This window comes from bacterium (genome assembly GCA_024228115.1).
Classification (GTDB): Bacteria; Myxococcota_A; UBA9160; order UBA9160; family UBA6930.
Map to the genome: position 1 here is coordinate 1 of JAAETT010000690.1, position 8,698 is coordinate 8,698.

Below are 8,698 nucleotides of genomic sequence, written 5' to 3' on the forward strand. Positions count from 1 at the left end.
CCGAATAGAGCCTTGAATCAATCGCACTGAAGTGGCCTTGTTGGGTGTCGGTGGAGAAGCCTTGTAACTCCTTCATCTCACACTCACAGGGCCATTTCAATGTCCGGCGTTCACCTCACAACGACGGATTGGGGCTAGCTCTCCTGCTGAAGGGGCTTCTCTTCGGCGCTGCGCCGATCCACGCAGAAGACGATGCCTTCGCAGTGAGCACCTCTCGGGTAGAAGGCAGGCCGGTCGAGGCCTTCTCCGTGGCCGAGAAGGCCGGAGAATGGCTCCTCGTCCTCTCCGTCGAGGGCACACCGCCCAACGAGATACGGCACCTCTCTGCCCTTCCGCCGGGGCAGGCTGCCGGGCCTGGGGACGTGCCTCGCCCGCTCGCGGGTTTCGTCGTGCCGGCCGAAGTCTTCGCCGTGGATGTCGGCGATTTCGATCCGGCGGCCGGCCTCGAGGCCTTGCTGATCACGCCTCGAGAACTCCGCATCCAACGCGTGATCGACGGCACGCCATTGCGCCAGATCGCCCTTCGCCCTCCCCTCCCGCTACCACGCCGCACCCGCCAACTCTCGCGGCTCGAGGCGGTCCGAAACTGGGAGGGCGAGGGTCGCCTGTCGGCGCTGGTCCCTACCTGGAACGGCGCGCTGCTCGTCCCCCTGGACGACCGACCGCCCCGGCTGCTTCCGCTTCCCGTGCTGAGCGAGTACGAGACGATGGCCCCCACGCGGCCCATCTATGAGGGCTACGCGACGGCCCGTTTCGTGTGGCCGGAAATCGTTCGGACCGATGACAATGGCGACGGCATTCCGGACCTCTTCGCTTCGAACCGCTTCGATTTGTGGGTCTTCCACGCGGGCGCTCCGGGCCTCGGGAACCAACCGAGCCGTCGGGCACGCTTTCGACCATTCTCCTTCAACGACGAGCGGCGCCACGAGACCCATCGTTTGCGCGCCTTCATCGAGGATCTGGATGGCGACGGCCGCGCCGAGGTCGTCGAACACCGAAGCGTCGGCACCCTCCTCGAGAGTCGAACCACGACCCGGATCTACGCGGGATCCGGCGCGCCAGGCGGCGCAGATCCGTCCGGCCCCCCGATCGCCGAATTCGCCAACGACGGTGGCTTCGGCGGCCTGGAGGTCTTCGACCTCGACGGAGACGGCCGGAAGGAGATCTTCGAAACCGTCGTACCCTTCGGCATTCTCCAACTGGCCCGGGTCTTGACCACGCGGCGGGTAAGCGCCGACCTACGCATTCTCCACTTCCCCGAGAAAGCGCTCGGGCAGCCGGTCGAAAGCTGGGCCACGACCCTGCGCGTGCCTCTGGATTTCAGCACGCAACGGGTGCAGGGACTGCTGCCAGACCTGCGCGGCGATTGGAACGGCGATGGACGGCGGGACCTGATCCACGGCGACGGCCCGGATGCGGTGCAGATCCGCCTCGGCCAGGTCGCTGAGGCCGGCCCCCGCTTCGGCCCACCCGTAGCCCGCCAGAGCCTCCCTTTTTCGGATCTGGCCCTGATCGCCGATCTCGACGGGGACGGCCTCCACGATCTGGTCACCTACGACACCCTCGATCTCGAGGGGCGCGTCCACATTGCCATCAACCGGGGCCGCCTCCCCGGAACCCGCCCTGTGATCCGAAGCCGCTAGCGAGAAGGCGGCCGAGGCGGGGACGTTCTTTCCGCTGTTTCCGTTGATCGGTTTCCCGCGAAGCGGGAAGCCGATCAACGGAAACAGCGGAAAGAACGTCTCCGCCTCGTCGCTCTAGAAGAGCTTGCGTTGGCCGGTGATCGGATCGCCCGGTTGGAGGCCGAAATGGCTGAAAGCGAGGCGCGTGGCAACGCGGCCGCGGGGCGTACGGTCGAGAAAGCCTCCCTGAATGAGGAAGGGTTCGACCAGGTCTTCCAGTGTGCCCTTGTCTTCGCCTATCGCCGCGGCCAGCGTATCGAGGCCGACGGGACCGCCTTCGAACTTCTCGATCAATGTAAGGAGCAACGCACGGTCGAGTTTGTCGAAGCCCGCGTCGTCCACGTCGAGGCGTTCGAGGGCGTAGCGCGCCAACTCGCCGTCGATGCCATCGTCGTCGCCATCACGCACGGCGGCGAAATCCCTCACCCGCCGTAGCAGCCGGTTTGCAATGCGAGGCGTGCCTCGGGAGCGTCGGGCGATCTCGACTCCCGCATCGACGCCGAGTTCGACGCCTAGCAACCGGGCCGAGCGTTTGAGAACGGCCTCGAGTTGGTCGGGCGGGTAGAAATCCAGACGCGCCGACCAACCAAAGCGATCGCGCAGCGGGGAGGTGAGCAACCCAGCCCGGGTCGTCGCTCCCACCAGGGTGAAACGCGGCAGATCGATTCGGATCGAGCGCGCACTCGGACCCTGCCCGATCAGCAGGTCGAGCTGAAAATCCTCCATCGCCGGGTACAGGATCTCCTCGACGGCCGCCGGGAGCCGATGGATCTCGTCGATGAAGAGCACATCGCCAAGCTCGAGATTGGTCAGTAGCGCGGCCAGATCGCCCGCGCGCTCGAGCACCGGGCCGCTGGTCGCCCGGGATTCTGCGCCCATCTCGCGAGCGACGATCCGGGCCAGGGAGGTCTTGCCGAGGCCCGGCGGCCCGTAGAAGAGAAGGTGGTCGAGGGATTCGCCGCGGCCCCGGGCCGCCGCGATGAAGACGGCCAGGTTTTCGCGAAGGCGATCCTGGCCGACCATCTCATCCAGGGATCCCGGGCGCAGGGCGTCTTCCAGGCTCCGCTCGCCCGGCTTGACTTCGCCGCTGAGGTCTCCGCGCAGAGGCTCTTCCGACTCGTCAGCCGCGTTGCCGCCAAAGGGATCTTCCTGGGCGGTCATCGCGCGAGGCTCCGCAGGGCAGCGCGCACCAGATCTTCGATCGGCGCGTCTTCGCCCTCGGCACCGACGACTTCATCGGCAACGCGCTCCGCCTTGGCCTTGGGCGTCTGCAGGTTGACCAACGCTGAAACCAGTTGCTGCCTGGCGCCGCTCTCCAGCGTTTCGAGACGAGGCCGCTGCGGCAACGTGTGCTCGAGCTCGAGATCCGCTGCGCGATCGCGCAGCTCCACCACGATTCGCTCGGCCATCTTTGCACCGACGCCCGGTGCAGAACGAAGCACGACCACCTGGCCCGATCGGATCGCTTCGATGAGTTCCCCCGATTCGACGCCCGATAGAATCGTCTGGGCCAGCTTCGGACCCACCCGGCTGGCATGCAGCAAGAGTTCGAAGACCGCCTTCTCCTGGGCGGTAGCGAAGCCGTAGAGAACGAAGGCTTCCTGGCGAACATGGGTGTGGACGCGCAAGGCCACCGTCTTTCCCTCGTCGGGGAGCGCGGAAAAGGTGGAGAGCGGAACCAGAAGCTCGTAGCCCACACCGCCGACGTCGATCAGGACGCGGGTCGGAGCCTTCTCGAGCAGGTTGCCTTCGATTCTCGCAATCATCGGATCTCTCCAGCGGAAGAGCCTTGCATCATCGCGCCCGCCGCACGACATACTCCGAGCGCGGGCGCCTGCTCCGGGGACGAGCCCCGCGCACCAGGCCCGATAGCCTTCCCGTATGGCCCCGGCAGATCGCGGCGGCCAGTGCGTCCGCGGCGTCTTCAGCGGGTTCGGCATCGAGCCCGAGCAATCGCTTCACCATCTGCTGCACCTGGCGTTTCTCGGCGCTGCCCGTCCCGACGACCGCCCGTTTGATCTCCCCCGGTGTCAACTCGTCGATCGTCAGCCCCGCCGCGCCCAACACCGCCAACGCCGCGCCGCGGGCTTGCCCCAACGCCAGCGCGGTTCGCGGGTTCGAACCGACGAATGCCCTCTCCACCACCGCCAGCTCCGGCGCATGCAACGTGACGACGTCCGAAAGGCCCTGATGAATGAAGCCCAGGCGATGCGCCAGATCCTGGGTGCGCGGTGGACGCAGGGTTCCGTGTGCAACGTGGCGAACCTTGGAACCGATCCGTTCGACGACACCGAAACCCGTCACATGGGAGCCCGGATCGATCCCAAGGATCCGTAGCGTCTCGTCACCCACGGCCGGCCTCCACCTCGTTCAGAAATTCCACGGCCGAATGCATCGACCCGGAGCTGCCTCGAGAACCCGGTGGAGGGGCCGACTTTCGCGAGGAATTCGCTGGGGAACAACCGCAGGGTAGGAAAGCCGGCCCAGGAAGCCAGCCATCTCCGTGATCAGGAGGCGAGCTCCGCGAGCACCTCGTCCGCAATGTCGTAGTTCGCATACACGGCCTGGATGTCGTCCAGATCCTCCAGGGCATCGGCCAACTTGAGCATGGCCTCGGCATCCTTGCCGTCGAGTTCGACGGTCGTGCTGGGCTCCATGGTGATCTCCGCCTGCTGGGGTTCGAAGCCTGCAGCCGTCAAGGCGTGCTTCACGCCCTCGAATTCAGCCGGGTTGGTCACGACCGAGAGCACTTCTTCGCCCTCGACCACGTCTTCCGCCCCGCCTTCCAGAGCGGCCTCCATCAAGGCGTCCGCGTCGATGCCAGAAGCGTCGAACGCCAGGAGGCCGCGCTTCTCGAACAGGTAGGCCACGCAGCCGTTCTCCCCGAGGTTGCCGCCTGCTTTGGAGAAGACATGGCGCACCTCGCTCACGGTCCGGTTCCGATTGTCGGTGAGCACGCTGACGAGGACGGCGGTCCCCCCGGGGCCGTAGCCTTCGTAGGTGGCCTCCTCATACGCCTCACCCTCGCCGCCCCCTGTGCCCTTCTGGATGCCCTTCTGGATGTTGTCCTTGGGCATGTTGGCGGCCCGGGCCTTGTCGACCGCCAGGCGCAACCGGGGGTTCGCATCCACGTCTCCGCCGCCGATCCGGGCCGCCGTGGCGATCTCGCGGATCAGCTTGGTGAAGATCTTGCCGCGCTTGGCATCCGCGGCGCCCTTCTTGCGCTTGATGGTCGACCATTTCGAGTGACCGGACATGGTCCCAGACCTCCTGGGGGACGGATGTAGCGCACCCTCCCCCGCCGGGAAACGGCTCAGGAATCAGCAGGTTCGGCCGATACGCAGCTAGTCGGGGTGGGCTCGCCACACAGGGGTGACGCGCCTCTACCCCAGGCGTCGGGAGACTCATCCATGGCGGAGCTCGCCATCGGGATCGATCTGGGAACCAGCAACTCGTGCGTCAGCATCGCGAGAGGCGGAAGCGTCGAAGTGCTGCCGAATGCGTTCGGCGAGAGCATCTCGGCCAGCGTGGTCGCGTTCAAGGAAGACGGTGCCGTCCAGGTTGGCAACGCCGCCAAGGCGAACGTCATCCATGATCCGATGAGCACGGTCTCGTCGGCCAAGCGATTGATCGGCCGCTTCTTCTTCTCGGAGGAAGTGAAGAAAGCCCAGGCGATCTGCTCCTACAAGATCGTCGAGGGCCCGAACCACTCCGTCCGCATCCAGGTGCGAGAAGAACAGTTCTCCCTCCCGGAGATCTCGGCCATGGTGCTGCGGGAGATGAAGTCGATCGCGGAAGAGCATCTCGGCCAGGAAGTGCGCAAGGCGGTCATCACCGTGCCGGCCTACTTCAACGACAATCAACGCCAGGCAACCAAGGACGCCGGCCGTATCGCCGGCCTGGAAGTCCTGCGCCTGTTGAACGAGCCGACTGCGGCCGCACTTGCCTACGGCTTCGGCCGTGGCCTTTCGCAACGGGTGGCGGTCTACGATCTGGGCGGCGGCACCTTCGATATTTCGATCCTCGAGATCGGAAGAGATGTCTTCGAGGTGCTCTCCACCTGTGGCGATACCTACCTCGGCGGCGACGATTTCGACGACCGGGTGATCGACCTGTTAGCCGACGAGTTCGTCAGCCAGTTCGGCATCAACCTGCGAGGCGACCCCTTTGCCCTGGAGAAACTGAAGCTCGCTGCGGAGAACGCCAAGAAGGGGCTCTCCGTGGACGACGAGGTCGAGGTCCGCATTCCGGATATCGCGACCGATAGCGAAGGCAACAGCCTGACCCTCCAGCGGATGGTGACCATCCAGGAGTTCAGCTCCCTGGTGATGGACCTGATCCAGCGCTCCTTCAAGGTCTGCGATGAGGCGCTGCAGCAAGCGGGCCTCGTGGCGCGAGATCTCGACGGGGTGATCCTGGTCGGCGGTCCCACCCGATTACCGCTGATCCGTGACTCCGTGACACAATACTTCCAGCAGGAGCCGAAATCGGACGTCGACCCGGATGAGGTCGTGGCCCTCGGTGCTGCGATCCACGCCAACTCCTTGATCGGAGGTGTCGAAGAAGGCGACGCGTTCCTTCTGGACGTAACGCCGCTTTCCCTGCGCATCGGCGTAGCGGGCGGGCTCGCCGAGACCGTCATCGAGCGGAACACTCCGGTACCGATCGAACAGGCGCGAACCTTCACCACCTATCAAGACTTCCAGGAGTCGGTCCAGATCAAGGTCTACCAGGGTGAGTCCCGGAAGGCCGAAGACAACGAGTTACTGGGCCAGTTCGAGTTCGGCGGCTTCAAGAAGACACGTCGGGGCGAAGTGCAGATCGATGTCACCTTCGAGATCAACAGCGACGGCCTCGTGAATGTGACTGCGCGCGACCAGGAGACGGGCCAGGAGGCCACCACCGCGATCGCGCTCTCGTCGGGGCTCTCCCCTGAGGAAATGCAAGAGATTCTCGGAGCGAGCCCCGCGGAGCGGGTGCAGACATCCGGCGCACCCGATTCAGCCAACGCCGTGGTTCTGGCCGGTTCCGACGAAGCCGTACTCCCGGTTGGGGATGAGTTGGTCCTCAGCGAGCCTTCTGAAGAGGCCAGCGCCGTGGAAGCAGAAGTCGACCCGAACGCGGAAACGGGCAACGACCTGAAGGTCGATACCGAAACGCCCGATCTCTCGGAGCCTCTCCTTTCAGCCGAAACCGACCCGACGGATCTCGACGCGCTCGAGATCGATGATGATCTCTTCGACGAAGCCGGTGTCGATCTCGCGGATCTGGCCAACGCCGACGACCTCGAGGATTGAGCCATGGGCCAGCTCGTGGCGACAGAGGTCCGCGCCTTGGCGGGCCTGCTCGATGAACTCGACTACTACCAGCTGCTGGAGATCGATCCGGCCGCCCAGATTTCGCAGGTCAAGCAGGCCTACTATTGCGCTTCGCGTCGCTACCATCCGGATGTGAACCGCAATCTCGAGAGCGACCTCTCGGACCACGTGCACACCATCTCCAAGCGAATCACCGAGGCCTACCAGGTGCTCCGGGATCCTCGCCGCCGCCGGGCCTACGATGCGATGCGAAACGAAGGCGGCGGAGCCAGGATTCAGCTGGTCGACGCGGCCGCGCGGGCGGACAAACAAGCCCGCGACCAGCACGAAGGCACGACCCCGAACGGGCGCCGCTTCTTCTCCCTCGCCAAGCACGACATGGAGCGCGGTGACAAGGACGCAGCCATTCGGAACCTGAAGATGGCGATGACCTTCGAGCCGAAGAACGTTCACTTCAAGGCGATGCTGACGGAACTCCGCGGATCCTAGGACGCGGCGCCGAGAGGAGCAGCGCGAAGACGGCGGTGGCCCCTAGCAACAGCACGCGGGGCTCCGGAACGAAGGTGATGCTCAGCGTGGCGATCCCGCGCGCGTTCTCCGGGAGCACCGCGATGGGCGAGTAGACGACCATCGGCGCGACGAGCGAGAGACCGGGAAGACCGGGCCCCGCGAACGTACTCGGAAGCCCGCGGAATGTGCCTCGATCCGCCAGCACGAATGGCGTGGGATCGACCGTCAGGAAGTACCAGGCACTGGCGAAACCCGTCGTCCAAGGAGCCGCCTGCAGTGCGCGGAACAGCCCAGAGGAGGTCTGGCCGACGTTCGTGCCCCCAAGGCCCCACAAGGACAGGCCCTGGCCAAGGTGGAGGAGCCCCGACAGCGAAAGCAGGCCACCGAAGCCCCCGCTGCTCACACAGGCGGTGTCCACGCCGATCTGACCCGCGTTGCTGGGGCAGGCGAAGCCGGAGCTGACCGCACCGGAGGAGAAGGTGCCTGCGCCATTCGAGATCGTGCCGCCGAAGCCCATCGTCGTCGGGATGGCGGCAACGATCTCTCCCGGAGCGATCGACAGAGCGCCCCCAGAGACCTGGGCAATCCCAGTCCCCGAGAGAGGGGGCAGTTGGACTGACGAGTTGGGGCCCGCTCCCACGTTGACCTCCAGACGGAGCTGCCAGTTGAAGGCCACGGGGCCCGCGCTCGCAGAGCCCGTTGGCGCGTACGCAAGCAGGAGCAGTAGAACGAAGAACGGAGATTTTCGTGACTTCGGCACGATGATTCCTCCTCCCCCCAACCGTCACCCATTGTACCACGACGCAGCAGATTCACTCCGCGGCGCACGATTCGGTGGTCGGGACCGTAGGCGTCCGGTTGGACACCCGCATCGCGGGCATGGATGTCAGCGCATCCGCAACCCTTGCGACCCTGAGCGCGGTGGCGCTAGCGCTCGCCGAGGGGCCGATGCGGAGGGGAGGTACGACAGCGGATTCGATGCCCGATGAGGTACAAAGTGACAACTCCGCCGGAGACTTCGAAGCGAAAACACGAAGGCAGTCCCCCCTAGTCCCTTGTATCGGCCAATTCAGGTGGTCCTACCATCCTGCGCTCCCCCGCGGGTTGACCAGCGACACGACGAGTCCTGCTGTGGGGCGATCTCGGGATGGCACCACCGTCAAGATGGATCGAACCACGGCACTAGTC

General features: G+C 65.4%; 8 protein-coding genes. 3 read left to right on the plus strand and 5 right to left on the minus strand.

Features of this window, described 5'->3' with window-relative positions; translation table 11 throughout:
* Positions 1-128: 128 nt before the first annotated feature.
* Positions 129-1,643: a VCBS repeat-containing protein gene (locus tag GY937_28615; protein MCP5060679.1), complete on the plus strand. Its 1,515-nt coding sequence runs from the start codon at positions 129-131 to the stop codon at positions 1,641-1,643.
* A gap of 114 nt (positions 1,644-1,757) precedes the next feature.
* Here GY937_28615 and ruvB read toward each other — a convergent pair whose 3' ends face one another.
* The 4 genes from ruvB to GY937_28635 all read right to left on the minus strand — a co-directional run bounded on the left by ruvB (position 1,758) and on the right by GY937_28635 (position 4,939).
* The gene (gene ruvB / locus GY937_28620; protein ID MCP5060680.1) at positions 1,758-2,843 is read right to left on the minus strand and encodes a Holliday junction branch migration DNA helicase RuvB; all 1,086 of its coding nucleotides are present in this window, start codon (positions 2,841-2,843) and stop codon (positions 1,758-1,760) included.
* Complete coding sequence (ruvA, locus tag GY937_28625; protein MCP5060681.1) at positions 2,840-3,448, minus strand: Holliday junction branch migration protein RuvA; 609 nt, start codon at positions 3,446-3,448, stop codon at positions 2,840-2,842. The genes ruvB and ruvA overlap by 4 nt, the downstream gene beginning before the upstream one ends.
* A gap of 28 nt (positions 3,449-3,476) precedes the next feature.
* Positions 3,477-4,034, minus strand: a complete 558-nt coding sequence (ruvC, locus tag GY937_28630; protein MCP5060682.1) for a crossover junction endodeoxyribonuclease RuvC — start codon at positions 4,032-4,034, stop codon at positions 3,477-3,479.
* A gap of 155 nt (positions 4,035-4,189) precedes the next feature.
* A complete protein-coding gene (locus tag GY937_28635; GenBank protein ID MCP5060683.1) occupies positions 4,190-4,939 on the minus strand; it encodes a YebC/PmpR family DNA-binding transcriptional regulator in 750 nt (249 codons plus the stop codon).
* A 153-nt stretch (positions 4,940-5,092) separates the two neighbouring features.
* Here GY937_28635 and GY937_28640 point away from each other — a divergent pair, with 153 nt between their 5' ends.
* Positions 5,093-6,979 carry an Hsp70 family protein gene (locus GY937_28640; protein MCP5060684.1) on the plus strand — a complete coding sequence of 629 codons (1,887 nt, stop codon included), beginning with the start codon at positions 5,093-5,095 and terminating at the stop codon, positions 6,977-6,979.
* A 3-nt stretch (positions 6,980-6,982) separates the two neighbouring features.
* Positions 6,983-7,489, plus strand: a complete 507-nt coding sequence (locus GY937_28645) for a J domain-containing protein (GenBank protein MCP5060685.1) — start codon at positions 6,983-6,985, stop codon at positions 7,487-7,489.
* Here GY937_28645 and GY937_28650 read toward each other — a convergent pair.
* Entirely contained in the window at positions 7,455-8,270 is an 816-nt protein-coding gene (locus GY937_28650) for a hypothetical protein (protein ID MCP5060686.1), read from the minus strand. The two genes, GY937_28645 and GY937_28650, sit on opposite strands and share 35 nt — an antisense overlap.
* Positions 8,271-8,698: the final 428 nt, after the last annotated feature.